Origin of the sequence: Psychromonas sp. (assembly GCF_041586535.1) — a bacterium.
Classification (GTDB): Bacteria; Pseudomonadota; Gammaproteobacteria; order Enterobacterales; family Psychromonadaceae; genus Psychromonas.
Genome location: NZ_JBFGZY010000037.1, coordinates 1 through 26,637, shown reverse-complemented (window position 1 = coordinate 26,637; position 26,637 = coordinate 1). Strand labels below are relative to the sequence as shown.

At 44.8% G+C, this 26,637-nt stretch carries 21 protein-coding genes; 7 read left to right on the top strand and 14 right to left on the bottom strand.

The window, feature by feature from the left end; genetic code table 11:
• Positions 1–53 precede the first annotated feature (53 nt).
• The 8 genes from purU to ABZA00_RS06020 form a co-directional block, all read right to left on the bottom strand.
• Positions 54–920 (bottom strand): formyltetrahydrofolate deformylase, encoded by an 867-nt coding sequence (purU, locus tag ABZA00_RS06055; protein ID WP_372881250.1) that lies wholly within the window; start codon positions 918–920, stop codon positions 54–56.
• A gap of 108 nt (positions 921–1,028) precedes the next feature.
• On the bottom strand, positions 1,029–2,702 hold the full coding sequence (locus ABZA00_RS06050; protein WP_372881249.1) for an electron transfer flavoprotein-ubiquinone oxidoreductase: 1,674 nt from the start codon (positions 2,700–2,702) through the stop codon (positions 1,029–1,031).
• An 18-nt stretch (positions 2,703–2,720) separates the two neighbouring features.
• On the bottom strand, positions 2,721–3,647 hold the full coding sequence (locus tag ABZA00_RS06045) for an electron transfer flavoprotein subunit alpha/FixB family protein (protein ID WP_372881248.1): 927 nt from the start codon (positions 3,645–3,647) through the stop codon (positions 2,721–2,723).
• Positions 3,648–4,397 carry an electron transfer flavoprotein subunit beta/FixA family protein gene (locus tag ABZA00_RS06040; RefSeq protein WP_372881247.1) on the bottom strand — a complete coding sequence of 250 codons (750 nt, stop codon included), beginning with the start codon at positions 4,395–4,397 and terminating at the stop codon, positions 3,648–3,650.
• A 60-nt stretch (positions 4,398–4,457) separates the two neighbouring features.
• Positions 4,458–5,987: an ABC transporter permease subunit gene (locus ABZA00_RS06035; protein ID WP_372881246.1), complete on the bottom strand. Its 1,530-nt coding sequence runs from the start codon at positions 5,985–5,987 to the stop codon at positions 4,458–4,460.
• Complete coding sequence (locus tag ABZA00_RS06030; RefSeq protein WP_372881245.1) at positions 5,977–7,035, bottom strand: glycine betaine/L-proline ABC transporter ATP-binding protein; 1,059 nt, start codon at positions 7,033–7,035, stop codon at positions 5,977–5,979. Before ABZA00_RS06030 ends, ABZA00_RS06035 begins: the two co-directional genes overlap by 11 nt.
• A 101-nt stretch (positions 7,036–7,136) precedes the next feature.
• On the bottom strand, positions 7,137–8,090 hold the full coding sequence (locus ABZA00_RS06025; RefSeq protein ID WP_372881244.1) for a glycine betaine ABC transporter substrate-binding protein: 954 nt from the start codon (positions 8,088–8,090) through the stop codon (positions 7,137–7,139).
• Between the two features lie 30 nt (positions 8,091–8,120).
• Positions 8,121–10,547 (bottom strand): FAD-dependent oxidoreductase, encoded by a 2,427-nt coding sequence (locus ABZA00_RS06020; protein WP_372881243.1) that lies wholly within the window; start codon positions 10,545–10,547, stop codon positions 8,121–8,123.
• A 519-nt stretch (positions 10,548–11,066) separates the two neighbouring features.
• On the opposite strand from ABZA00_RS06020, the gene ABZA00_RS06015 reads away from it, so the two are divergent.
• On the top strand, positions 11,067–12,101 hold the full coding sequence (locus ABZA00_RS06015) for a LacI family DNA-binding transcriptional regulator (protein WP_372881242.1): 1,035 nt from the start codon (positions 11,067–11,069) through the stop codon (positions 12,099–12,101).
• 231 nt (positions 12,102–12,332) lie between these two features.
• On the opposite strand, the gene lpxL is transcribed toward ABZA00_RS06015, so the two are convergent.
• From lpxL to ABZA00_RS05985, 6 genes are all read right to left on the bottom strand, one after another.
• The gene (lpxL, locus tag ABZA00_RS06010; protein WP_372881241.1) at positions 12,333–13,256 is read right to left on the bottom strand and encodes an LpxL/LpxP family Kdo(2)-lipid IV(A) lauroyl/palmitoleoyl acyltransferase; all 924 of its coding nucleotides are present in this window, start codon (positions 13,254–13,256) and stop codon (positions 12,333–12,335) included.
• 66 nt (positions 13,257–13,322) lie between these two features.
• Entirely contained in the window at positions 13,323–14,732 is a 1,410-nt protein-coding gene (locus ABZA00_RS06005; protein WP_372881240.1) for an AMP-binding protein, read from the bottom strand.
• Positions 14,717–15,730 carry an o-succinylbenzoate synthase gene (gene menC, locus ABZA00_RS06000; protein WP_372881239.1) on the bottom strand — a complete coding sequence of 338 codons (1,014 nt, stop codon included), beginning with the start codon at positions 15,728–15,730 and terminating at the stop codon, positions 14,717–14,719. The genes ABZA00_RS06005 and menC overlap by 16 nt, the downstream gene beginning before the upstream one ends.
• 5 nt (positions 15,731–15,735) lie before the next feature.
• A complete protein-coding gene (alr, locus tag ABZA00_RS05995) occupies positions 15,736–16,812 on the bottom strand; it encodes an alanine racemase (RefSeq protein ID WP_372881238.1) in 1,077 nt (358 codons plus the stop codon).
• Between the two features lie 59 nt (positions 16,813–16,871).
• Entirely contained in the window at positions 16,872–18,272 is a 1,401-nt protein-coding gene (dnaB, locus tag ABZA00_RS05990; protein WP_372881237.1) for a replicative DNA helicase, read from the bottom strand.
• 103 nt (positions 18,273–18,375) lie between these two features.
• The gene (locus tag ABZA00_RS05985; RefSeq protein ID WP_372881251.1) at positions 18,376–18,732 is read right to left on the bottom strand and encodes a diacylglycerol kinase; all 357 of its coding nucleotides are present in this window, start codon (positions 18,730–18,732) and stop codon (positions 18,376–18,378) included.
• A 266-nt stretch (positions 18,733–18,998) separates the two neighbouring features.
• Here ABZA00_RS05985 and plsB point away from each other — a divergent pair, with 266 nt between their 5' ends.
• From plsB to recQ, 6 genes are all read left to right on the top strand, one after another.
• Positions 18,999–21,374 (top strand): glycerol-3-phosphate 1-O-acyltransferase PlsB, encoded by a 2,376-nt coding sequence (gene plsB, locus ABZA00_RS05980; protein ID WP_372881236.1) that lies wholly within the window; start codon positions 18,999–19,001, stop codon positions 21,372–21,374.
• A 9-nt stretch (positions 21,375–21,383) separates the two neighbouring features.
• Complete coding sequence (locus ABZA00_RS05975) at positions 21,384–21,782, top strand: rhodanese-like domain-containing protein (protein WP_372881235.1); 399 nt, start codon at positions 21,384–21,386, stop codon at positions 21,780–21,782.
• Entirely contained in the window at positions 21,760–22,455 is a 696-nt protein-coding gene (locus ABZA00_RS05970) for a YigZ family protein (RefSeq protein WP_372881234.1), read from the top strand. The genes ABZA00_RS05975 and ABZA00_RS05970 overlap by 23 nt, the downstream gene beginning before the upstream one ends.
• A gap of 14 nt (positions 22,456–22,469) precedes the next feature.
• Complete coding sequence (locus tag ABZA00_RS05965; protein ID WP_372881233.1) at positions 22,470–23,936, top strand: TrkH family potassium uptake protein; 1,467 nt, start codon at positions 22,470–22,472, stop codon at positions 23,934–23,936.
• Between the two features lie 3 nt (positions 23,937–23,939).
• The gene (gene hemG, locus ABZA00_RS05960; RefSeq protein WP_372881232.1) at positions 23,940–24,461 is read left to right on the top strand and encodes a menaquinone-dependent protoporphyrinogen IX dehydrogenase; all 522 of its coding nucleotides are present in this window, start codon (positions 23,940–23,942) and stop codon (positions 24,459–24,461) included.
• Between the two features lie 98 nt (positions 24,462–24,559).
• Positions 24,560–26,371: a DNA helicase RecQ gene (recQ, locus tag ABZA00_RS05955; RefSeq protein ID WP_372881231.1), complete on the top strand. Its 1,812-nt coding sequence runs from the start codon at positions 24,560–24,562 to the stop codon at positions 26,369–26,371.
• The last annotated feature ends 266 nt before the right edge of the window (positions 26,372–26,637 follow it).

Sequence of the window (26,637 nt, the reverse complement as noted above, 5' to 3'; positions counted from 1 at the left end):
CCGTGTCTATTTTTAACAAAAACAGCAAAAAGCGCCGTTCACCTTGTATTGGTTTAACGGAAAATAACCGTCTTGTTACCATATAAGAAAGTACGACTCTCAGTGTGTAGTTTTACCGCTTTTGCCAATGCAACGGTTTCGGTGTTGCGACCCACCGCGACCAATTCCTCCGGTGAAAAGGTATGGTCGACGCTTTGCACTGACTGTTCGATGATCGGACCTTCATCGAGATCGGAGGTGACATAATGCGCGGTCGCACCAATTAATTTCACTCCGCGCTCATGTGCTTGATGATAGGGTTTTCCGCCTTTGAAACCAGGCAGAAAAGAGTGATGAATATTGATTGCCCGCCCGGCTAATTTCTGACAAAGGTCATTGGACAAAATCTGCATATAACGCGCCAGCACCACCAACTCTGTGCCGGTTTCTTCGACCACATTCATCAATGCTTTTTCTTGTTCCGGCTTGTTTTCCTTAGTGACCGGCAAATAGATAAAGCGAATCCCTTCCCGCTCTGCCATTGGGCGTAAATCTAAATGGTTGGAAACAATGGCCGTGATTTCCATGTTGATTTCGCCTTTGTGTAAGCGATACAGCAGATCGGCCAAGCAGTGATCAAATTTACTCACCATCAACAGAACCTTGCATGGTTTAGCAGCAGGCTCTAATGTCCAATCCATATCAAATTGTTTTGCAACTTCTTGAAATTCCTGACTAAGGTCGCCAAAAGTATAACCACCCGATTCAATATAACCGACGGTACGCATAAAAAAACGCTTGGTAATAGGGTCATCAAACTGAGACAGCTCACTTAAATAACAGCCACGTTCAGATAAAAAAGAGGTGACCGAGGCGACGATGCTGCTTTTTGCCGAGCAGGTAGCGGTAAAAACGAATTGCTTTGGATTTTCAGTTGTCATTATTAATTGCCTTCTTTGCCTTGTGTTGCGCCAAACATCGGCGCAATGAGGTTGATTACTCGTGGTGATAAAACGCTATTGATTTTATTCACCCCCAATAGATAAAAATTACATGTTTGGATAGTTAGGCCCCCCTAAACCTTCGGGTACTTGCCAGGTAATGTTTTGTGTCGGGTCTTTGATATCGCATGTCTTACAGTGCAAACAGTTTTGTGCATTGATTTGTAATTGCTTTTGATCGTTTTGCGGATCCTCAACAAACTCATAGACACCGGCCGGACAAAAACGCGCTTCCGGGCCAGCAAACAGCGCCAGGTTCTTTTCCAGTGGCACGGCGTGGCTGTGCAATTTTAAATGGCAGGGTTGATCTTCTGCATGATTGGTATTGGAGATAAACACCGAAGACAGTTTGTCAAAGCTGATGCTATTATCCGGTTTCGGATATTCGATGACTTTGCAGGATGATGCGGGTTTTAACTGGGCATGATCCGGTTTTTTATCGTGCAGGGTAAAAGGCAGTTTACCTTTGAACCAGTTTTGATCTAAGTAGTTGAAAGCGCCACCCAATAACGTGCCAAACTTATGCATTGCCGGACCAAAATTACGCGTTTGGTGTAACTCTTCATATAACCAGGAGTTAGTAAAATTCTCTGTAAATGAGGTCAGTTCGTTACTGACTGGCGTCGGGCTAATCAGTGCTGAAAAAATACACTCAGCAGCCAACATGCCACTTTTCATTGCTGTATGCGTGCCTTTAATCTTGGCAAAATTTAAGGTGCCGGCATCGCAGCCGATAAGTAAGCCGCCGGGAAAGTGCATTCTGGGCAGTGAGTTCAGCCCGCCTTTTGCAATCGCCCGGGCGCCATAAGAGACACGTGTCCCGCCTTCAAGGGTGCTTTTGAATAATGGGTGATGCTTCATGCGCTGGAATTCATCAAATGGGCTGATGAACGGGTTGGAATAGCTTAAATCAATAACAATCCCGACCATGACTTGATTATTATCGGCATGATAAAGAAATGAACCACCACTGGTGTCTTTATTCAAAGGCCATCCGGCGCCATGAATGACTAAACCAGGCTTATGTTTGCCCGGCTCTATATCCCACAGCTCTTTAATACCAATACCATAGTGTTGCGTATCTGATTCACTATCAAGGTCATACTTTTTGATTAATTGCTTGCCTAAGTGACCCCGACAACCCTCTGAAAATACCGTGTATTTAGCATGAAGTTCCATGCCCGGCATATAATCACTTTTTTGTTCACCCTTCGCATCAATGCCCATATCACCGGTAATAACGCCTTTTACCTCACCATCGTCACCATAAAGGATCTCCGCAGCAGGAAAACCCGGGAAAATTTCAACGCCCATTGCTTCCGCCTGCTCCGCGAGCCAGCGACAGAGATTGCCGACGCTGATAATATAATTACCGTCGTTATGCATGGTTTTTGGCACTAAGCTATTAGATAGCTTTTGCGCCTTTTGTGCATTTTTTAATAAGTAAATTTCATCACTGGTCACGGGGGTAGTGAGTGGCGCGCCACGCTTTTTCCAGTCCGGAAATAACTCATCTAATGCACGCGTCTCAAAGACCGCCCCGGAAAAGATATGTGCCCCCACTTCTGACCCTTTCTCAACAACACAGATGCTTAATTCACGCTCTTCTTGTTGTGATTGTTGCATTAATCGGCAGGCGGTGGACAGACCTGCCGGTCCTGCGCCAACGATAACGACATCAAATTCCATCGATTCACGCATGCGTGCTCTCCTTCTCTTCATAGTCTCTCTGGTCAATACTTACAGGGCTTGTTCCAGTTCAGGAAGCGCATCAAATAAGTCAGCAATCAATCCATAATCCGCCCATTGGAAAATAGGGGCATCGGGATCTTTATTGATGGCCACGATCACTTTAGATTCTTTCATCCCTGCTAAGTGTTGCACGGCGCCTGAAATCGCGACGGCAACGTATAAATCAGGTGCAACAATTTTGCCCGTCTGTCCTACCTGCATGTCGTTTGGCACAAAACCCGCGTCAACGGCCGCGCGCGTGGCACCCACCGCGGCGCCCACTTTGTCCGCTATTTGCTCTAACATGGAGAAGTTTTCGCCATTTTGCATACCTCGCCCGCCGGAAATAACAATTTTGGCCGAGGTTAATTCGGCTCTTTCATTGACCACGGTATCATCGCGAATAAACATAGAGAGTGCTTCATCGTGAACCTGCTCAAGTGACGCCATGGTTGCGCTTCCATTTTTGTCCGCAGGAGAAAATGCCGTGCCGCGAACAGTAATGACTTTAATCGCATCGCTTGACTGCAACGTAGCGATAATATTGCCCGCATAGATGGAGCGCTTAAACGTATCCGGACTCTCCACCGCGATGATGTCTGACAGTACCGACACATCGAGTTTTGCTGCCACACGAGGAAGAATATTTTTCCCATTCGCGGTAGAGGGCGCCATAATATGGCTATAGTTAGCGGCAATAGACATGATCAGTGCCGATACATTTTCAGATAGTTGCCCTTTGTAACAGGCATTATCTGCTACTAAAACACGGTTAATACCACTAATTCTGGCGGCTTCACTGGCGGCAGATTGACAGTTCTCACCTGCAATTAACAGGTCAATGTCACCGCCAATGGCCAGCGCGGCAGTCACCGTATTCAGGGTCATGTCTTTCAAGTTGGTATTGTCGTGCTCTGCAATAATTAAGATAGTCATTTACAGTACTCCTTCTACGGTTTTTAATTTTTCAATCAGTTCTTTTACTGAGCCTACCATTTCACCGGCTTCACGCACTTGCGGTGATTCGGCATGCAGCATTTTTATGCGACTGGTAAGATCAATAGCAAAATCGGCAGCGGGTTTGATCTCTAAAGGTTTACGTTTTGCTTTCATAATATTGGGTAAGGACGCAAACCGCGGCGTATTAAGGCGTAAATCACAAGTAATGACAGCAGGCAAATTCAGACCGATCACTTGTAAGCCGGTATCGACTTCACGGGTGACGGTCACTTTGTCATCTTTAATGTCTAATTTAGAAGCAAAAGTGGCTTGTCCCCAATCTTTAATCGCCGCTAACATTTGTCCGGTTTGGTTATTATCTTTATCACTGGATTGTTTACCCAGTAACACTAAGTCAATCTGTTCTTGCTCAACGACTTTGGCTGCCAGTTTGGCAATATTTAAGGGCTCTAATGTCGCATCAGTCTCAATCAGTATGCCCCGGTCAGCGCCCATTGCGAGCGCGGTACGTAATTGCTCTTGAGATTGTTTTTCACCGATTGTCATTACAATAATTTCAGACGCAATCCCTGCTTCTTTAAGGCGAACGGCCTCTTCGGTGGCGATTTCACAAAAAGGGTTCATTGCCATTTTAACGTTGTTAAGATCGACATCACTGCTATCGGTATTGGGTCTAATCGTGACGTTTGGATCTGTGACGCGTTTTACCATTACTAATACTTTCATAGTTCACCTTTTCTCTGTTTTGAATGAATTTTAATTAAATGTTAGGGTGCTGCTTTTGCCTTATTCCGTTTTGTCTTTTGGTTTAAAAACCCCCTGGATAATGCGATCGATCATAATGGCGCAAAATAAGATGGCTAAACCGGCCAGTAATCCTTGTCCTTTTGCGGCAAATTGAAGCGCCTGAAGGACATCGGTTCCCAGCCCCTCCGCACCAATTAAAGATGCGATGACCACCATCGATAAGCACATTAAAATAGTCTGGTTGATACCCGCTAAAATGCTTGATTTTGCAAGCGGGAGTTCGACATCAAGGAGCAACTTTTTACGTGAGCAGCCAAATGCTAACGCACCTTCAACAATCGACTTGGGTACCTGTTGAATGCCCAATGTGGTCAAGCGCACCACTGGCGGCATACCAAAAATGATGGTGGCTAACACACCCGGTGGTTTACCGGTACCAAAAAAGGCAATGATCGGTATTAAGTAGACAAAGGCTGGCATGGTCTGCATGAAATCTAATGCGGGTTTGGTAATCGCATCAATGGTTTTATTTTTGGCACATAACACCCCTAACGGCACGCCAACTAACACGCAAATCGTTGCTGCTGCACCCAAAAGAGAAATCGTCGCCATGCTTTTTTCCCAATAACCAAAAAAGGCAAGATAAGAAAGGGCGGTCGCCGTACACAGCGCGGCTTTCGCCCCGGAAATACGCCAGGACATGAAGATAATAAGCATCATGATCACTGGCCAGGGGGTATCAACCAAAACGGTTTCGATAGCGTCTAAAAAGGCATTGATAATTTGCGTTATTAGGTCAAAAAAGTTAGCCCCTTTTTGCGCCAGGAAATCAAATATGTCATTTAGCCAATTGGCTGTATGATTAAAAATCGCTTTATCGGAGGGAAACTCTACTAACCAGCTAATTTGTTCCGATGCAATGAAACGATATAGGGTAAGCGAGTAGATAAAAGCAATGATCGCCATCCCATAGAGCATGCTCTTATTATCAAAACCATTCCCTACATTGGCATCTTGTCGCCAGCGGCAGTATTGTTTTTCGTAAACCGTGTTAGCGCTAAAACCCTGTGCAAAAAATATAACCACCAGCAAGATAGCCCCGACAATCGCATTTTTTTCAGCGCCCACGGCATCCTCCCGGGCTGAAGCTATCGCTTTTTCAGCGGCGCGTTTAAGGTTATCTGCATTACGTAACAAAGCATTGGCGTTTGCTGCACCACTCGCTAATGCAGTCTCGCCCTTCAGGGCCATTTCTTGTGATTTAGCGGTCAGGCGCTCTGCTTGTGCAAGTTTATCCGCGCCTAAATTTCCCCATAAGCCCTGGCCTAATAAGATGAAGGAGAATAAAAGGGCAATGCTGCTTATCCAAAAGAATCCCCATACCCTGCGCGTTGCAGCCCAAAAGGGACCAAACAGCGCGGCGCAGAGATTGAAGGAAATATGCAAACGATTATTAGATTGAATGTTGCTAAAATGTTCGCTGTAATAATCTTCTTTACGCTCGGTAAAGCGATGAATCGAGGCAATGGCAACTGAGTTATCAGATGCTGTTTCATTATTAGTGTTCATGTTCTTCATCTCCCTTAATGCCTTTGAGCAGGGTATCTTTGCTGATCACGCCAATATCTTGATTCGCCTCATCGGTGACGATGATGGGCAGGTTAGAAGACACTGAAATATCGATCAGTGCTTCCAGACTGGTATTTTTATCAGCACGTGGTACATCTGCGATATTGATAGAGCTGGGTAGGGTTTCCGGGGTAATGTCTAACATGATGGAATGTGCATTGATTAATTTGAGATTAGAAATCCCTTTAACGAAATCAGCGACATAATCATCAGCAGGATGCATCACAATTTCTTCCGGTGTACCTATTTGAATCAGGCATCCGTCTTTCATAATCGCAATGCGGTCACCGATACGGATCGCTTCATCAAGATCGTGAGTAATGAATACGGTGGTTTTCTGTAGTGTTTTAGTGAGGTTGACAAATTGATTCTGTAACTCATGACGGATCAACGGGTCAAGCGCACTAAATGGTTCATCCATCAATAACACTTCAGGATCACTGGCAAGCGCTCTTGCCAGACCTACCCGCTGCTGCATACCACCGGATAATTCATGGGGCAGGCGATATTCAAAACCATCCAGGTTAACCAGAGATAACGCGTGTAATGACGTTTCCCAGCGTTTAGATTTTGGCAGTCCCTGTACCTCAAGCGGGAAGGCAACATTATCAGCAACCGTGCGGTGGGGCAGGAGCGCCATATGCTGGAATACCATGCCGATATTTTTAGCGCGGGTTTGGCGCAACTCATTGTGTGATAATGCCGACATATCCTGATCAAGCACTTTAACCAGTCCTGCTGAAGGTTCAATCAAACGATTAAGGTGACGAATAAGGGTCGACTTACCGCTACCTGACAGGCCCATAATGCAAAAAATCTCACTGCGGGCGACTTCGAATGACACATCTGCAATGCCGACAACACAGCCAAAGCGTTCGAGTACAGTGGCTTTATCTAAGCCTTCATTTTTGACGGCTTCCATGGCTTGTTCGGCATTATCGCCGAAAATTTTCCAGACGTTCTCTAATTGAATTACATTTGTCGTCATACTAAACCATACCTATGTTAAGGTTTTTAGAAATATGAACCGTTCATGCCGCCCCTTTTTTTGTTAGTAAGAAAAGGGGCGGCTGATTGTTCGACTCGGTGTTACAGGCCTAACCAGGAGTTGACGATATCTTGATTGTTAGCAACCCACTCTGTTGCAACTTGATCCGGGGATTTTTTCCCGACCACAACGGAGTAACTCCATTTGCTCATGATGTCTGCGCTAATTGCGAAGTTTTTTAGGATCTCAGCCGCTTCCGGCTGCTCTTTTTGTAATGCTTTTGCATAGTGCATTTGTACATAAGTGACAGGCCACCCTGAATCGGCATTGGATTTTGCTAACCAGTCAGGATCTCCGGTAGGTTGTATGGTTTTCCAGGTATCAGGGTTATGTTTCGGCTCGGTTAAGAACACGATGTCATACAGCGCAAAGACATAATGCGGTGTGTAACAAGAGAAGACATAAGGCCTCTTTTCTTTCACCGCTCCATCAAGTGCTGCGAAGTTGATAGGAACATCGACCTGAACCAGTTTTAAGGTTTGATCGTAGCCATAGCTTTTGGCTCGCACAATTTCAACGGTAGTTGACGCTGCGCCAGGCTCACCAGCCCATATTTCACCCACGCCATCGCCATCAGAGTCCATCAAGGCCGTTTTATCCGGATCAGTCAGGTCATAAATGGATGTGATATCGTACTTCTCAGACATGGCTTTGGTGATACAAAGCCCCTGTTTAGCCTCAACACTGTGTTCATTTTTGACCACAGTGCCATTATCAACGACGTATTTTTGATAGAGATTTTGCTGATTGGGTAACCAAACTTCAGGATGGACCTGCATCGAGCTCCGATCCATGGCTTCCCATATGATCGGATTGGTGCCACTTTGCATACCCACATCTAAGCCTAAGTTTTCTTCAAGCACAGTCTTGATTACATTTGAAGTCACACTTGCTGATGGCCAACTTGGCACGCCTAACACGAGATCTGCAGCTTGCGCTGGGGCGCCTGTTAGGCCTAATGAGACCGCAATATACAATTTTTGAATCCTTTTCATGGTATTCTCCGTTGTCAGGTTTGCTGTAAATTACAGGCTTCTCACTTTTTCGTTTTTTGGATCGTAGAGGCAATCACTCACTACGACAGCCGGGTAAGGTGTCCCTATGATTTCGACATCAACCTCGCTGCCTTCAGAGGCGTAGGCTGGATCGATAAAGGCAAGTACAATGTTTTTATTCACACGGTAACCAAATGCTGCTGATGTCACTGTGCCGACCACTTTTCCATTCACACAAATAGAATCACCCGGATGGGCAGGTGCAATATCGCAGTCTACGGTTAAGGTGACAAATTTCTTACGCATCGGTTTTCCTTGTTTAGCAAGCAGCGCCGCTTTACCAGGGAAGTCTTCTTCTTTATCTATTTTGATGAAACGGTCTAATGCACTTTCAAAGGGGTCAAATTCAGTGATGAGATCTGCTTTCCAATGGCGGTAACCTTTTTCAAGACGCATCGACTCCAGTGCCATTGAACCAAATGGAATTAAACCGTAATCAACTCCAGCTTCAGTTAATAAAGTATGTGCAAGTAGCAGTTGTTCATTCGGTACGTGTAATTCCCAACCTAATTCACCGCTAAAGCTAACGCGCAGTGCTTGAGCCGCAGCATGACCAATAAATACAGGCTTAGTGGTTAACCATGGGAAAGCTGCATTTGACCAATCTGTTCGCGGTGACAGGCTGGCAAGTAAGTCACGAGATTTAGGCCCGGTAACCGATAAAATAGTGTGCGTGTTAGTTAATGATCTGATCTCTACACCTTCTTCAGGCAGGTGAGTGCGTAACCAATCCATGTCTTTGTATTCGGCCGCCGCAGCTGAGCCGTACCAGAAAGTATCTTCAGATAATTTAGCGATAGTTGCTTCACCTAACACGTTACCTTTCTCAGTAAGGAAGTAACAAAGACCGATACGGCCAACGGTTTTCGGAATATTTGAACACATCAGACTATTAAGCCATTCAGCGGCTTTGGGACCTTTAATTTCGAAGCGATTGAAGCCGTTAACTTCCATGATGCCGACGTTTTCAGTGACCCCTTTCACTTCAGCTGCAACAATCTTGTCTGTTTCAGTGAAACGGAAGCTATGTTTGAATTCAAAGTCTGCAGTAGGTTTGAAGAACATGGCGCGTTCCCAACCATTCACCACACCAAACTCAGCATGTTGCGCTTTAAGTGTGGTGTAAATTGATGTTGTTTTTGCTAAGCGGCCGGCAGGGCGAGCTTCATGCGGCATATGGAAACGGAATTCGTTTTGGTAATCTTCAATAGATTTTAATGCGGTAAACTCAGTATTAGCATGCGAAGTAAATCGTGCAGGGTCGATACACCAGGTATCCCACTCAGATTCACCGTGGAGAATGATTTCAGCTAAAATTTTACCGTGACCACCGCCTTCACCAAGACCGGCACGTAATCCGATGATTGAATATAAGTTATCAAAACCCGGTGTTTTACCCACTAGTGGGTTACCATCTGCAGAGTAGGTGATAGGGCCATTGATAATACTGTGGATACCGGTTCTTTCTAGACACGGCATACGTTTAAACACACGTTCCATATTGTCTAGACAACGGTCTAAGTCATCTGGACAAAGTGCATTGACAAAGTTTGGATCAATACCGTCCATGCCCCATGTTTTACAACGCTGCTCATAAATACCCACTAATAAGCCATTTTTTTCCTGGCGGCTATAAAAGTCATCAAGTGGATCGCGCAGCAGCGGTACACGGTAATCTATGGCTTCAAGCTCTGGCAGAGACTCTGTCAGAAAATACATATGCTCCATTGAAATAACGGGATATTCAATACCGAGCATCTTACCCAGTTCATTCACCCGGTAACCGCCTGCATTGACTAACTTATCACAGCTAACAACACCATTTTTAGTTTGTAGCACCCATTTACCATCTTCATCCTGGTGTATTGCTTCGACCGGGTTGTGGCGGAAAATTTCTGCGCCTGCTTTACGGGCTTCACGTGCCAATGACTGGGTCAGCTGAGCCGGGTCGATATCACCATCCAGAGGATCCCAAAGACCACCAAGGAGATCGTGCGTTTCAATTAAAGGATGGCGTTTAGCGCACTCAGCGGGATCCAGCATTTCAAAGTTGACACCCATGCCTTTAGCAAGTGAAATAAAATGGTTATAACCGTCAAGGTGCTCTTGTGTTGAAGCGAGGCGAATACCCCCGGAAGCATGATGGTAGTTAATGGGATTTTCCGGGTCAGCAGACAGCTCTTTATAAAGCTTGATACTGTGGCTCTTTAGACCAACCATGGTTTGCGTTGCACCGAAGTTGGTTACCTGAGCTGCTGAGTGCCAGGTGGTTCCCGAGGTTAGCTCATTACGCTCTATAAGCGCTACATCTGTACAACCTTCACGGGTTAGATGATAAAGCGTACTACATCCCCCAATACCACCACCAATGACGATAACTTTGTAATGCGACTTCATAAACACTCTCCTAAAGTATGGGTATCCAATATTCTTGCTATGTTTTTACGGTTTATGGGAAATACGATGATTCAGATCAATAAAACCAAAATGAACGCGCTTCCATTTATTGGTGTTTTGCAAAGTTGATGCCTATTTTTTATAAATGCAAAAAAAATACTGCCAGAGCTGATGTTATATGGGGTTTTACAAGAAACAGCGATAGAGACCATCATTTAAATTCGGGCGAACAGTAGATTGACTGCACAACTTTGGTGAAGGAATGATTAAATATGCACCATTATTGATCTTGATCAAGGTTTCTTGGGTGTCTGTCATTGCTGGGCTTGTGCTGGTTTGGGATTACGAATTTGGGTTTTTGGCTTATAATGACGCGAGGGCGGCGCGATTTTTGTGATACAATGCTATTCAGGTATTTGACTTGTCGCTGCTGTTGTCAGGTTTTTACTTATGGTTTATGAGTGGCTGTTATTTTTAACTTATATTCTGGTATAAGTGGCAAAAAATGTTGAGAATTATATGAAAGCGTATAGCAATTTTTCGGAATCACCCACCATGAGAGACGTTGCGATTGCTGCGGGTGTCGCGCCAGTAACAGTATCTCGTTATTTAAATGATCCCACTGTTGTTAGTGAACGCAGCAAGAAAAAAATTGATGCTGCAATCAGGCAGTTAAATTATGTTCCCCATGCAGCGGCGCGTACATTAGCTTCTAAACGCTCGCGAATGATAGGTGCGGTTATCCCTTCATTAGACAGTAGCCTGTTTGGTCGCACAATAGAGGTGTTTCAGACTCAGATTTCAACGTCTGGTTATAACATGATGTTAGCCTCAAATAATTACAACGCAGAAAAAGAGTATGAACATATTACTCAGATGGTGTCGCATGGGATGGATGCTTTGCTGCTGGTTGGTCACTCGCGTGATAAGCGCATTTATGAACTACTTAAGGCTAAAAATATTCCCTATGTATTAACCTGGGCGGTAGATGTGAACCTTGAACATCCTTGTATTGGTTTTGATAACCATGCCGCCGCCGCCGATATAACACGTTATTTGCTTCACCTTGGCCATACAAAATTCGCCATGATTTCCGGTATGATAGAAAACAATGATCGCGCATCTGACCGTTTGCAGGGGGTGCGGGATACACTGCTGAAACAGGGCGTGAGTTTATCGGATGACAATGTGCTACAACGTCCATTTGGTATCGAAGAAGGGCGTGAAGCGTTTCGTTTATTAATGTCACGCTCCGAGCAACCGACAGCGGTTATATGTGGTTCTGAACCCTTTGCTTATGGGGTTGTATTTGAAGCCCAAAAAATGGGTATTAATATTCCTGAACAAGTGTCCATCGTTGGCTTTGATGATATGTCGTTGGCCTCCAACATTACGCCACGCTTGACCACAGTGAGAACGCCACAGGAACAAATGGGGATGCTTGCAGCTAAATATCTTGTTTCCCGATTAAATGGGGAAGATATCCCGCTACCCGAGCCATTAAATATTGAAGTAGTGGTGAGGGAGTCATGTGCACCGCCGGTGAAGAAATAAGGAATGATACCAAAATCAGACTATCACGCAGTAGAAAGAGCCAACAAGCGCAGCCCGAAGGGTTCGGTTACTCTTTGTTGCGAGGTATTTACTTAGAATGGCTAAGCTACACGCCTCGCGATTATAACGCTTTAACATTATGCTATTAAGAGCAATGACGCTGTCATTACCCTGAGTTGAGGTACAATAAGCTTAAATTGCGACGACCTGAGCAGTTACAAAAATTCAAGGTTATTTATATAATGAGGCTTCGCCCTGCGGGCGTGTTTTAAAGCGGCGGTGAAGCCACATATATTGCTCATCGCTTTCTAAAACCATTTTTTCAATCTGCTGATTGGTTTTTTGCGCATCAACTTGCAGGTCTTTAGTGGGGAAGTTTTCTATTTTAGGATAAAAGATGAGTTCATAACCCTGCAGGCCGGGCAGGCGTTTTAAGAATGCCGGGATAACGCAGGCGTTACTTAAGCGTGCCAGGGTGCTGGTGCCGGATATTGTATTTGCCTGCTGTACGGCAAAGAAGGGCGCAAATACGCTGCTTTTATGCAGTCCGTAATCGTGATCCGGTGCATACCATAAAGGTCCACCTGCTTTTAATGCCCGTAACATCCCTTTAAAATCACTGCGATCCAGCATCGCTTTATTTTCGCGCATTCTTCCCCAATAAAACCAATAATCTAAAACTGGATTACGCTGTTTGCGATAAACCGCTGTCGAAGGCATTAATAATCCGGCGGCGCGGCCGGCCATCTCTATAGTAAGAAAATGAGCACCTAAAAAAATGATTGGCTGATTATCTGCTTTAGCCTGCTCGATATTTTCCAGGCCGGTGATTTTTACCAGCCTGCGTACCCGCCAGCTTGGCCAAAACCATGCCATGCCCATTTCTAATATTGCAATACCGGCATTTTCAAAGTTACTCAGTACTTTTTCGGCGATCTCTTCTTTGTTTAATGCCGGGAAGCATAACTCAATATTACGGTAAGCAATTTGATACCTGGATTTAGCAAAGTTAGCCGCAATCCGACCGAGGAATCTGCCTGACGCCAGTAAAGTACCATAGGGTAAGAAGGAGCTTAAAAAAAGGGCGAAAATGCCTAACCATGCCAGCCAGTATTTGGGATGGCAGAAACTGAGTTTTAGTTTGTAAGTGCTCATAAGTGATTCACCGCAGAAAAGAATAAAAATATTTTACCTAATTATCAGGTAAATGCCTATTTTGCTTTAGTTTTCTTCTGCCAAATAATTATTGTGTCTGGTTTGTGCGATAACCTGCAGTGTCTGCAATGAAACTTTAATGCTGTTTTGCTTCGGCAGCGGCAAATAATGGACCGGCTGTTTATAAGTCGTTAGTTTATCCTGTAAATAGCTTTTCAGTTGTACCTGTTTATCCTTGTCATTTACCCAATTGATAAAAGCCACCGGGCGCTCCCCGAACACTGGATCGGTTACGGCGACAACAACAGCCTGTTTTACATAACCAAAGTTTAACAATACTGACTCGAGCTCTTCAGCCTGGATATTTTCTCCACCGGATATCATTAAACGGTCTTTGCGGCCTGAAACAATCAGCTGTCTGCCAATCAGTGAACCTGAATCCTTACTCGCAAACCATTGTTTTTCAGGTAACCTGTCGGCTGTTAAGTCGCCATTATAATAACCGACAAAGCGCATCTTTCCACGCAGATAGATTTCATTATCGATGATTTTGACCTGCTGTTCAGGTAATAGCTGTAGTTTATTACTGTTTGTCGAGGTGGCTACCTGGGAGCTCATCTCACTTAATCCATAACTTAAATGGTAAACAAAACCCCGTTCTCCGGTTTGTTTTAACAGTCGCTCCGGGAAAGTGCTGCCGCCTAATAACAGGTGTTTAAGTGACAGTGCTTGTGCCTGAAATCCCCGCTTGCCTAATAAACGGTACAGTTGCGTTGAAACCAGAGATAGATGGGTTATTTTTTCTCTTTTTAACAGTGTGACGCTGAGTTGCTGACTGCTGATCAGCAGGGTAGCACCGGCAATTAAGGCACGCATTACTGTCGCAAAGCCGCTGATATGAAACAGGGGTAATGATAAAAGACACCTGTCACCCGGTTGCAGTGGAATAAGACTTTGTGAAGCTAGTGCGCTGTAATAGTGATTACTAAAACAATGCATCACCGCTTTAGGTTGTCCACTGCTCCCCGATGTGAAAATGATATTAGAGACTTTTTGCGCATCTATTTTCAGTGGCTCAAGGGGAGTCTTTCCCTTTTCGGCAAGCGTAAAGTCTATTGGCAGACTGCTTAACTTGGTATGCCTGCTTGTATCTTCAAGCCAGATAAAAGTACTGTTAAGTACTTTGCTACGCTGACTGATCTCCTGCTCACTAAAACGTGGGTTTAACGGGCAGAAAATTATTCCCGTGCGGATGCAGGTGAGCTGCAGTAAAATCAGATTAAGGGAGTTCTCCGCGATGCAGATCAGGCGATCACCCGCCTGTAAATTTAAATGTGCAAGTTGCTCTGCGATGCGCTCAAGAGTCCAGTCCAACCGCTGGTAGCTTATAGCAAGAGCATCTGCCTGAATCGCAGTTGCATGGGCGTTTACTCGTGCCTGAAAACGTACCGGGCAAACTTCTAATTGCTTGTCCATATACACTCCAACTGTTGAACTTGCTGCTGCAGCGCTAATGTATTATCCAATGCGCCGCTTTTAAAAAATTTTAATGTATCCAGGCCATAGCTGAGCTCAACTTCCTTTGACCATAAAGATCCAAGAAAAGCTAATTGTCTCAAACCTAATGGTGACTCAAATGAAGAGCTTATGCTGACGCTTAAATGCTGTTTTCGGGCTATTTCTATAAAATAATTCAGGCGTCCCAGGGAGCCTATCAGGGTGGGTTTAAGAATTAACGCTTTAAAACAGCTGTGATGTTGGTAGCGGAAGTGGCTCTGCTGCAGCGTTTCATCTAAAGCGAGATGGATGCCATACTGTTTAGCCAGTTTGATATTATCGGCCGCACTGGCTGTCGGCTCTTCAATATAATCAATAAGTTGATTATTAACACCGGCAAAAAATAGAGATGCTTGTGAATAACTCCAGCCCTGATTGGCATCACAACGGATCCGCAAGTTGTTATTAATAGCACCTAAAGCATTAAATAAGGCAATATCATCTGCCGGCGGTTGCCTGGCGACTTTTATTTTGATCCGCGCCGGTTTATTTAATTTTTGATACTGCCGGATCACGCTGTGGTTATCACCCTGCAATAAAGGAATACTGGTCGTCCCGTCTATACAGCTTGAAACAGGAATAGCATTTAACAGGCAGTCCACTGCAAAATGCACGCTGGGATATAAATCCAGCTGATTAATATCTTTCCGGTTGTTTTTGTTTAACAGGTAATTAACGATAAGATCTTTTATCTGCGCTCCTGCCTGTAATAGCGTTTCTTTGCTAAAACCCGGCAGGGGGGCAATTTCAGCGTAGTGAAATTGCCCGATGCTGCTTTGTAACTGTAAAATCAGTCCCTCACGAGACCTAAGTTTATTACCTTTAAAGAGCATCGGCTTGTGCAGGGGCAAGCAGTAAAAAAATATTTTAGCTTGTTGAAATACCGGCTGGTGCTGCATTGTTGGGATGGCGTACATATAGATTATTCTTGATATTGCAGTGCAACACGTGAAGTTAACTTGGTCACCAGTTCATAAGCGATCGTGCCGATATGCTGTGCAACCCTTTCCGCCGGTAATCCCTCGCCCCAGAGCGTGACATCATCACCCACTTTATCGAGATTATCCATGCCTAAATCAACGCTGAGCATATCCATGGAAACCCGGCCAACCACAGGCACTATTCGTCCATTAACCAGAACAGGAGTTCCCTGCGGTGCCAGGCGCGGGTATCCATCACCATAACCTACCGCCACAACCCCGAGCCGGGTATTATGCAGCGCCCTCCAGCTGGCACCATAACCGACGCTTTCTCCGGCCTGATGGTCACGAATTGCAATTAACTGTGATTTTAAGGTCATTACCGGTTGTAAGTGCAGCTCTGCCGCAGTTTTGTTTTCAAAAGGGGAGATACCATATAGGGCTATTCCCGGGCGAATAATATCAAAATGCGCTTCCGGCCAGGCAAAAATTGCCGCTGAATTCGCTAATGAGCTTAACCCGCTGTTGTTCGGGATATGTTTTTTGAACAGGGTGATTTGCCGGGCGGTAATATTGTTATCAACCTCGTCGGCACAATGAAAGTGGGTGATCAAATTAATTGGTTTTTGGACATTTTGACTGTTGCTCAGTATCTTGTAGGCGTCATCAAATTGCTGTGCATGAAAACCTAAGCGGTGCATGCCGGTATCAAGTTTCAACCAAATTTTCAGAGGTTTATGCAGTTTTGCCTGAATGATTGCATCAACCTGCTCCTGTGAATGCACCACGCATTGTAAATCCTGCTCAGTTAATCTATGCAGATCACTGTTATTAAAAAAACCCTCCAGTAAAACAATCGGGTTGTTGATGCCTGCAGCACGCAGTTTTAAGGCTTCGTTGAGTCTGGCCACCCCAAAGGCGTGCACATTTTTTAATGATTGCGCAACTTTGACCATGCCGTGACCATAAGCATCCGCTTTAATCACCGCCAATACTTTACTATTCGGGGCGGTTTTCTCTACTACCTGCAGGTTGTGCTGTAATGCCTGTAAGTTGATAACTGCGCGTGTGGTATCCATTGTTAAACTCTGTTTATTATAATTATGTATTAGCTTTGTGGCCGGGCGGTTGAGATTGTTTATTCATCACCGTGATAAGCTGCGCCGGTATATTCATCAAATCGTGAATAACGTCCCTGGAAGGTCAAACGCACTTTTCCGATTGGACCGTTACGTTGTTTACCGATAATAATTTCCGCAATACCTTTCTGCTCACTGTCTTCGTTATACACTTCATCGCGGTAGATGAACATAATTAAATCGGCATCCTGCTCAATCGCACCTGATTCACGCAGGTCGGAGTTAATCGGACGTTTGTCTGCCCGTTGTTCAAGACCACGGTTAAGCTGTGAAAGGGCAATTACCGGACAGCGCAGTTCTTTAGCTAAGGCTTTTAATGAGCGTGAAATTTCCGATATTTCCAGGGTACGGTTTTCACTTAATGAAGGAACGCGCATCAGCTGCAGGTAATCGACCATAATTAAACTGATACCGTCATGATCTCTGGCAATACGACGCGCCCGGGAACGTAATTCGGTCGGAGTCAGGCCCGAGCTGTCATCAATATACATATTCCCTTTCTGCAGTAAGATAGACATGGTGGATGACAGTGATGCCCAATCGTTTTCATCGAGTTGGCCGGTGCGTATTTTTCCCTGATCGATGCGCCCTAGCGAGGCCAGCATCCTGTTCATTATCTGATCTGCCGGCATCTCCAGTGAGAAAATAACCGTTGGCTTGTCTGCGTTTAATGCCGCGTTTTCCGCCAGGTTCATGGCAAAGGTGGTTTTACCCATGGAAGGTCGTGCGGCAACAATGATTAAATCGCCCGGCTGGAAGCCTGTGGTCATCTGATCTAAATCATTATAACCGGAAGATAAACCGGTAATACCATCGCGCGGGTTTTTACATAAATCATCTATTTTGGCGACAGTCTCTTTTAGAATGTCTTTAATTGCCTGTGGACCTTCACTTTTATTACTGCGCGATTCTGCTATCTGGAATACTTTCGTTTCAGCAAAATCAAGTAATTCATTGCTGTCCCGGCCTTCGGTATCATAACCCGCTTCAGCGATTTCGTTGGCAACGCCGATCAGCTCACGAACAATGGCACGTTCCCGGACAATATCGGAGTAGTTGTTAATGTTAGCCGCGCTGGGGGTGTTCTGCAGAAGCTCGGCCAGGTAGGCTATGCCGCCAACCCCTTCTAATTCTTTTTTATTTTCCAGGTGTTCAGAAAGGGTTACCAGGTCAACAGGAATATCTTCACTGCTCAGCAGTTCAATGGTTGCGAAAATCTGCCGGTGTGCGCGGTGATAAAAATCCCGTTCAACAACCCGCTCAGCAACATCATTCCAGGCTTCATTATTAAGTAATAATCCACCAATAATCGCCTGTTCAGCTTCAAATGAATGAGGAACGGTTTTAATGGGCGAATTAGTATTCGCCTTGTGCTGCGAAAAAGGAGGTTTACCTGCCATTTTAAATCCTTAACTGAAAATAATAACGTTTACAAAGAGAAAATTAAATAAAGGAAGATAGGGGCTTCGGGTTATGAGTAAAGCACAAAGCGAATCTCCCGGATTATAAAAACAGGATTTCCAGCCAGATATAAGCAGTTAAACCTAAGCTCAGCAATACAGCCGCTGAGCCCATATCTTTTGCTCTGCCGGCCAGTTGATGGTGCTCACTGCCGATCCTATCCACCACCGCTTCAATGGCTGAATTAATGACTTCGACGATCATAACCAGTAACAGCGGTGTTATTAATAATATCCGTTCGATTTGCGATACTTCCAGAAAACATGCAGTCGGGATTAATATAACCGCTAATAACAGTTCCTGACGGAATGCCGCTTCATGTTGGAAAGCGCTTTTTAACCCTTGCAACGAATATCCCATTGCTAAAATGATACGTTTAAGCCCGGTATTTTTCTGCATCAACTGATAAGCCCGTAAGTTGTTTTATTTGCCGCTTACTTTAGCAAAATGCACCGATAAGGTCACTTGCTGATTATCGCTAAGCAACTATTCCTGCACCCGTTGTGCAGTGCCGGCAGTTTGAGTTTTTCTACGGCTGTTGTTTGCAGGCCGTTTGAGTATGCTAATTACAGGTTTTGTGGAGTAGTTGTCTGTTTCTGGCGTTATTTGCAGTGTTTTTTTATGTTAATATGAAAGCATTTGTTGGTTAATCGGAAGGTATCTCTTTGCTCACCAGAGGCTCTGTTTTTCATCGTCTTATCAATAAGTATTGGGTGAAAAGCCATTATGTGCCCTTAAGGCCGGCTGTTGAATTACAGCTTGATTTAAGCCGCCCAATTATTTATGTGATTGCACAGAATAGTGCGAGTGACGTACTCGGGTTACAGGCCTGTTGCCTGCAGGCGGGATTACCTGATCCCTGTGCTTCAATCAAAGTAGCAGGGCAGACGTTAACTGCGACCATTTTTATTCACGGCAGCTCTTTATTTACCCGCCGGGATAATTACAGGCAGTGGCAGGATGCACCTTATCTGGCAAAGTATCAGCAGTTATTGGACTTACTCCGCAACCATCCGGATTTAGACATACAGTTACTGCCCGTTACTTTTTACTGGGGGAGAAATCCCGGTAAACAGGGAAAAATCTCCCGCCTGGATCTGATTGATCAAGGTCAGGTCGGGTCGCTACGTAAAACATTTATTGTTCTGAAAAACGCTAAAGATCATCTGATCCGCTTTAATAAGCCTATCTCCGTTGCCGCGCTGATTCAGCGTAAGGGCAAACAGAAAAATAACCCGGATCTGCAATTAGCACATAATCTTGCCAGAGTTGCAATGCGCTATTTTGGCAGTCAAAAACGTCATAGTGTCGGGCCTAAACTGCCCAACCGCAGTGAGATGATCACGGCGGTATTACAACAACCTGCGCTGCGCAAGGTTATTTGCGCGACAGCTGCAGAACAGCAGCTGACAGAGCTGCAGGTTGAACAGCATTGCCGTACTTATCTGCTTGAGATCAGTGCACACTTTTCCTACCCATTTTTGCGTGTTTTTCGCTTTATTTTAAAATGGGTCTGGCATTATATCTACCAGGGTATCGAGGTTAATCATGCCGAGGCTGTCCGCCAGGTCAATCAGAGCGGTGCGGAAATTATCTATATGCCATGCCACCGCAGTCATATGGATTACCTGCTACTTTCCTATCTGTTATTTGAGCAGGGGTTAATGCCACCCCATGTTGCGGCAGGAGTAAATCTGAATTTTTTCCCGGCAGGCCCGGTTTTCAGGCGTTGCGGAGGTTTCTTTTTACGCCGCAGCTTTAAAGGTGCACCACTCTATACAGCTGTTTTTAATGCCTATTTTTCACTGTTATTCAAACAAGGTTATCCTATCGAGTTTTTCTGCGAAGCCGGGCGCAGTCGCTCGGGACGTTTATTACCTCCAAAAACAGGATTGCTGGCAACGTCACTGCAGACCTATTTAAATCAACCTGAACGTAATGTGGTGATCGTACCGGTATACATAGGTTATGACCATATCATGGAGGTCAGTACCTATGTGAAAGAGCTCTCCGGGCAAAAAAAACAGCAGGAAAACTTTTCACAGGTAGTCGGTATTATTAAAAAGTTGGGCAATTTCGGTCGCGCTTTTGTCAATTTTGGGGAGCCAATCAATATCAGGCAATCTTTCGATCAACACTGCCCGAACTGGCAAGCGCTTGGAGTGCATAACGACCAGTTCAAAGTGCATGTGCAGCAGGTTGCACGGCAGGTGATGATCGCGATGAATGCAGCGGTGGCCGTGAATGCTTTGCCTTTATGTGCGGCAATATTATTAGCCAGTGAAAGCTGCCGCTGTGGCAAAGCACTTTTCTTAACCCTGATCGGCAAGCACCAAAAATTGCTGGCGGTAAAAAGTGAACATACTCTGCTTACTTATGCACAGGGGGAAAGTGAAGCAATCTATCAGCAGGCCCTGGCTATGAATAAATTCAACCAGGACCGGGAGTCGGTTTTTTGTTCAGCACAGCAGGCTGCGCAATTAAATTATTACCGCAATAATATCCTGCATATTTTTGCCTTGCCGGGTTTGCTTTGTCATACCCTGCGCTATCTGTTATCAAAAAACAAAGCGTTAACAACTGACAATATTATTTATTACAGCGGCAAGCTTTATCCTTTCCTTGCCGCGGAATATTTTTTACCAGCGGAAGGTGATATAACCCGAATATTAAAAACCGAGTTACAACAATTACAGTACATTGGTGTGGTTAAGTTGACCCAGGGTGTTTATAGTGTCAGCGATGATCTATTATTAACTGTTTTTGCGCGTCATGTGCGGGAAACTTTGCTGCGTTACCGACAGTCATTGCTTTTGCTGCAAAACAGTATAGCCTCTTGGGCTGATCTTGATCATAAAGCATTTTGTCATCGCGCCAGGTTGAGATTACAGCCGCTTGGTATCGAGCCTTTTGATGAGAAAGTGCTTCTGGTATTTTTACAAACGCTGCAAACCCTGTACCCTGATTTTGTACAGCAACAGCAGGGTAAATTATTAGCAGAGCTGTTTTATCACTTTGCTGCCCAAGCAGAAGATGAATAAGGAAGCAAAATGGTATTAGACGGAAGAGAATTAGTTGAGTCACTACGCAGCCAGGTAAAGGAGATCAATGTCTCGCAACTGCATGAAATTTGTCAGCACAAGGGTGATACAATTGTAATTGATATTCGTGAGGCGGCAGAAACTAAGGCCGGTTTCATTCCTGATGCACTGCTTATTCCGCGCGGTGTCTTAGAGATGTCTATCAGCTGCGAAGAGAGCCTTAAAAAACGTTTTTCCAGTCTTGCGATGCTAGCCGAGCAGCCGATTTATTTAGTCTGCCGCTCCGGTGCGCGTTCCGTCCTGGCGGCAATTTCTCTGCAGCAGATGGGCTTTGAAAATGTTTATTCTGTGGCCGGTGGATTTTTAGCCTGGCAGGCTGCGGGCTATGTCTGCTCCGATAAAAGCTGAGCATGACGCTAACTTTTTATTTAACTTATTAACGCATGGATTAGTTGTGAGCAAACCCTACTTTATCCCCGGGGAAAATTTACTTTTTCAGGAAGAGATAAAAAAAAGCCGTTTTATGACCTATCTGTCCCACGCCCGGGGTAAAGAGCAGGCATTAGAGTATCTCAAAAAAATTAAGGAGTTACACCCGGAAGCTCGCCACCATTGCTGGGCTTATCTCGGTGATGCGCCCGACAATAGTGTGTGTGCTGGCTGCAGTGATGATGGTGAACCAAAAGGGACGGCGGGAAAGCCTATCTTAGCTGTTTTACAGGGCAGCGGGCTGGGGGAAGTTATTGCTGTCGTCGTGCGCTATTCGGGCGGCATAAAACTAGGTACAGGCGGTCTGGTGCGAGCCTACTCCAATGGCGTACAGCAGCTAGTGCGCAGGATGCCCACTATTGAAAAACGTTTTTATCAGCAGTACCAGTTGCATTGTGATTACGCACAGATGGCGCTGATCGAAAGTCTATTAACAACATTGGCGGGACGACTGGTAGAGGTTGAATATTTGCAGTCGGTCAAAGCTATCATTGAAGTTGATCTACAATTATGTGGGCAATTTAGCGAAAAACTCGAATCACTGACACAAGGAAAAGTTGTTGTGAAAAAAATCCCCGTTACAGCCAGTTGAAGTGAGATAATTCAGTGGCATTTCGTTCCATCATCAGAATAGTAGGTATGCTAATTGGTTTATTTAGCTTCACCATGTTACCACCTGTCTTGGTATCTTCATTTTATAAGGGAATAGAGGGTGAGGACGGGGGCAACTTCCTGGCCGCCTTTGTGGTTACTTTATTTATCGGCCTGCTGCTCTGGGCACCTAACCGGCGCATAAAAAAAGAGCTGAAAGTCCGCGAGGGCTTTTTAATTGTGGTCCTGTTTTGGGCAACGCTGGGAAGCGTCGGGGCGATCCCTTTTATGATGAGCTCCAGTATTGAAATGGACGCTGCTTCTGCTTTTTTTGAATCTTTTTCAGGCCTGACCACTACCGGTGCAACGGTTATCGAAGATCTTGATATTCTTCCAAAGTCCATTCTTTTTTACCGGCAAATGCTGCAATGGTTTGGCGGTATGGGAATCATCGTATTAGCTGTCGCAGTATTACCCATGTTAGGGATCGGTGGTATGCAGTTATATCGCGCTGAAACCCCCGGGCCGGTAAAAGACTCAAAAATGACGCCGCGTATAGCAGAAACGGCGAAAGCATTATGGAATGTTTATTTATTCGTCACCGTTGCTTGTATGCTGGCCTTCTGGCTGGCCGGCATGAGTTTGTTTGATGCCCTTTCACACAGTTTTTCAACGGTTTCTATCGGCGGTTTCTCTCCTTATAATGCCAGTATGGGGCACTTTGCCAGTCCTGTTATCAATATGATCACAGTGCTCTTTCTGCTTATTTCCGGGGTAAATTATGCACTGCATTATAGTGCTTTTGCCGCAAAACAATTCTCTTTTAATATTTATAAGCAGGATCCGGAGTTGCGTGCTTTTATCTGGATTCAGGTAATGTTAACGCTTATCTGTTTTGCCGGATTGATGGGCAATGAAGTTTATCATTCCGTTGAAGAATCTTTTACTCAGGCACTGTTTCAAGCGGTTTCTATCTCTACAACAGCAGGTTTTACAACAACGTCATTTGCGGATTGGCCGCTGTTTCTGCCTGTTTTACTGGTTATATCAAGCTTTGTTGGCGGTTGTGCAGGATCTACGGGCGGCGGCCTGAAAGTGATTCGCTTTTTATTGCTCAACTTACAGGGGATGCGCGAGCTAAAACGCCTGGTACACCCAAAAGCGGTATTTAAAATTAAATTAGGCAATAATGCCCTGCCGGATCGTGTTATTGAAGCGGTGTGGGGGTTTTTCTCAACTTATGCACTGGTGTTTGTTATATGCATGCTAGCCTTATTATTGACCGGGATGGATGAATTGAGCTCTTTTTCTGCAACAGCTGCCATGCTTAACAATTTAGGGCCGGGGCTTGGTGAGGTGGCGGTCCATTTTAACGAAGTGAACAGCGCTTCCAAGTGGATTATGATTATTGCCATGTTATTTGGCCGCCTGGAAATCTTTACCTTATTAGTATTATTTACCCCCATGTTTTGGAAAAATTAAAAGATGACAATTAAGACTCTGGTATTATATTCATCCGTTGACGGACAAACCGTAAAAATTTTAGAACGGATCATTAGCCATATTGAAGGTGAGGTGACCTTGTTGAATATAGATGATAATCCCACGATTGATTTCAGTGCCTACAATAAAATCTTAATTGGTGCCTCCATCCGTTACGGAAATTTCCGGAAAAACTTACTGAATTTTGTTAATCAGCATAAAAGGCAACTGGATGCCGTGCCGAATGCTTTTTTTGCGGTCTGCTTAACTGCACGTAAGCCGGAAAAAGCCAATCCAGCTAATAATACCTATATGGCTAAGTTTGACCGTTTATCTGCGTGGCAGCCTCGTTTAAAGGGCGTTTTTGCCGGTGCGCTGCTTTACTCGCGTTATAACTGGTGGCAAACCCTGATAATTCAATTGATTATGAAAATAACCGGAGGCAGTACCGATAAAAGTAAGGATATTGAATTAACCGACTGGTCCAGAGTTGATGCTTTTGCAAAAGATTTTTCTGCGTTATAAATAACCTGATCACTGCCTGCTTGACTTATTAAGCTGATTTTTGTGCCTGCCTGAATTACAATACGGCTTTAATCTTTCCCCTTAATTCAGGCAGCAGCATGGTAAATCAACACAACACAGGCAACGCGAAAAAGATCTTGCTTGATGTATTTGGTTATAGTGAGTTTCGCGAAGGACAAGAGTTGGTGATTAACCAACTTTGTGAAGGCCGTGACGCGCTGGTTGTTATGCCGACAGGAGGGGGCAAAAGCCTCTGTTTTCAAATTCCGGCACTGGTTAGACCGGGGATCTGTTTTGTTATCTCCCCGTTGATCTCTTTAATGAAAGATCAGGTTGATACCCTGCGCGCCTGCGGGATTGCGGCCGCCTACCTGAATTCCAGTCTTTCTTATCAGCAACAAAATCAAATTATTAATGATATGCATCGCGGGCTGTTGAAGCTGGTTTATATTGCACCTGAACGTTTGTTGCGCCCTGATTTTATCAGCCGTTTAGAGAATCTGGCGATCAATCTCTTTGCTATCGACGAAGCGCATTGTATTTCCCAGTGGGGACATGATTTTCGTCCGGAATATGCATTGCTCGGACAGTTAAAACAGCGTTTTCCAACTATTCCCCTAGCCGCTTTAACCGCAACCGCTGATCATGCTACACAACAGGATATTCTTGCCCGCTTGCAGCTCCATGATCCGTTAGTTGCAGTTCATAGTTTTGATCGTCCTAATATCGAATATTTGTTAATTGAAAAATACCGGCCGTTAAGTCAGTTATTTAATTATCTGGACGAACATAAAAATGAAAGCGGCATCATTTATTGCACCAGTCGCCGCCGCACTGAAGAGTTAACCGAAAAACTGCGTGCAAAAGGTTTATCAGCCCGTTGTTACCATGCCGGTTTGATTCTGGAAGAGCGCCAGAGTGTCCAGGATCTGTTTATTAAAGATAAAGTGGATATTGTTGTTGCAACAGTCGCCTTCGGGATGGGGATTGATAAGCCCAATGTACGTTTTGTTGTACATTATGAAATACCCAAAAATATTGAGTCCTATTATCAGGAAACCGGACGTGCAGGACGGGATGGCCTGCCGGCTCAGGCAATGTTATTTTATGATCCCGCCGATCCTGCGCGGGTGCGTGCACTGCTTGAGAAAAATAAAAATGAAGAGCAACTGCGCATTGAACTGCATAAATTAAATACCATGGTGGCGTTTGCCGAGGCACAAACCTGTCGGCGCCAGGTGCTGCTTAACTATTTTGGTGAATATAGCCATAAAGGCTGCGGTAACTGCGATGTCTGTTTAGATCCGCCTAAAAGTTACGATGCAACGGAAGATGCACAAAAAATTCTCTCCTGCGTCTACCGTACCGGACAGCGCTTTGGTATGGGTTATGTGGTTGATGTTTTAAGAGGGGCACAAACTGCGCGGGTGAAAAGTTTTGGTCATGACAAGCTGTCCACTTTTGCGATCGGCAAGGAGCAACCCGCGGAGTACTGGCTAAGTCTGTTAAGGCAGCTTATCCACTGCGGTCTGCTGATGCAGAATTTAACCCGGGGCTCGGCATTACAATTAACCGAAGCGGCAAGGCCTGTTTTAAAAGCCGAGCAGCCCCTTTACTTAGCCGTGCCGCGTCTGAAAATGGTTAAAGCGAAAGGGAGAAAAGCGGTTTTATCGAATTTTTCCGACAGTCCATTGTTTGCTAAACTGCGCCACTTACGTAAAAAAATTGCTGATCGCCAGGACTTGCCGCCCTATGTTATTTTCAGTGACGTATCCCTTTCAGAAATGAGCGAAATGATGCCGACAACCGATGCCCAGTTTTTGAATATCAGCGGTGTTGGCCAGATCAAGCTGAATAAATATGGTCCTGAGTTTTTAACATTAATTAAGCACTATGTCGATCAGCTGTAGAGGGTAAATCTTGGCCTGTGGTGGGCAGAGGTAAATTATTTACTAAGGTTGCCTCGCATCTTGCTCTGCTTTTTGAGCTAATACCAAATCCGATAACTATCTACTCATTTATACTTGCTAAAATGAATGCTAGCTAGTTCTCATCCAGAAACAGCGTATTTTTAGTACCCCCTCAGTTCGGTCTTGGATTTTATCATGATTCCAAGGCCAATCTTACCTTCAGTAACGCACACGAAGTGTGCGATCGCGACATTTTTCAATTTTAT